This is a genomic window from Pseudoalteromonas sp. T1lg24 (genome assembly GCF_002964745.1).
GTDB classification, from domain to species: Bacteria; Pseudomonadota; Gammaproteobacteria; order Enterobacterales; family Alteromonadaceae; genus Pseudoalteromonas; species Pseudoalteromonas spongiae.
In genome coordinates this window covers 1-302 of sequence record NZ_PQCB01000008.1, presented here as the reverse complement: position 1 = coordinate 302, position 302 = coordinate 1, and the positions used below count along the sequence as shown (strand labels likewise).

The 302-nt window shown below is 42.7% G+C and carries 1 rRNA gene; it reads right to left on the bottom strand.

Features of this window, described 5'->3' with window-relative positions:
* Positions 1 to 85, bottom strand: a 5S ribosomal RNA gene (rrf, locus tag C2M30_RS06990); the annotation flags it as partial.
* Positions 86 to 302: the final 217 nt, after the last annotated feature.

Below are 302 nucleotides of genomic sequence, written 5' to 3'. Positions count from 1 at the left end.
AACCCACACTATCATCGACGCTGTTTCGTTTCACTTCTGAGTTCGGCATGGGGTCAGGTGGTTCCAAAACGCTATGTTCACCAAGCAAATTCTGTGTGCAAATGTTCAATGGCGAAGTCCGTCGGACCGAGCCACCTTATTTGCGCAAGGTGCGTATCTGTTAACACTTGTTGTTAAGAGACACACTTTGCTTAAATTCGGAAAACTGTTTCTTTTATCTCAATTCGTAAAGTTTCTACTTTAGTACTTTGCTCTTTTCGAGCTATTCAACTTCTGCGGGTTATAAACCACTTTGGCGTTGT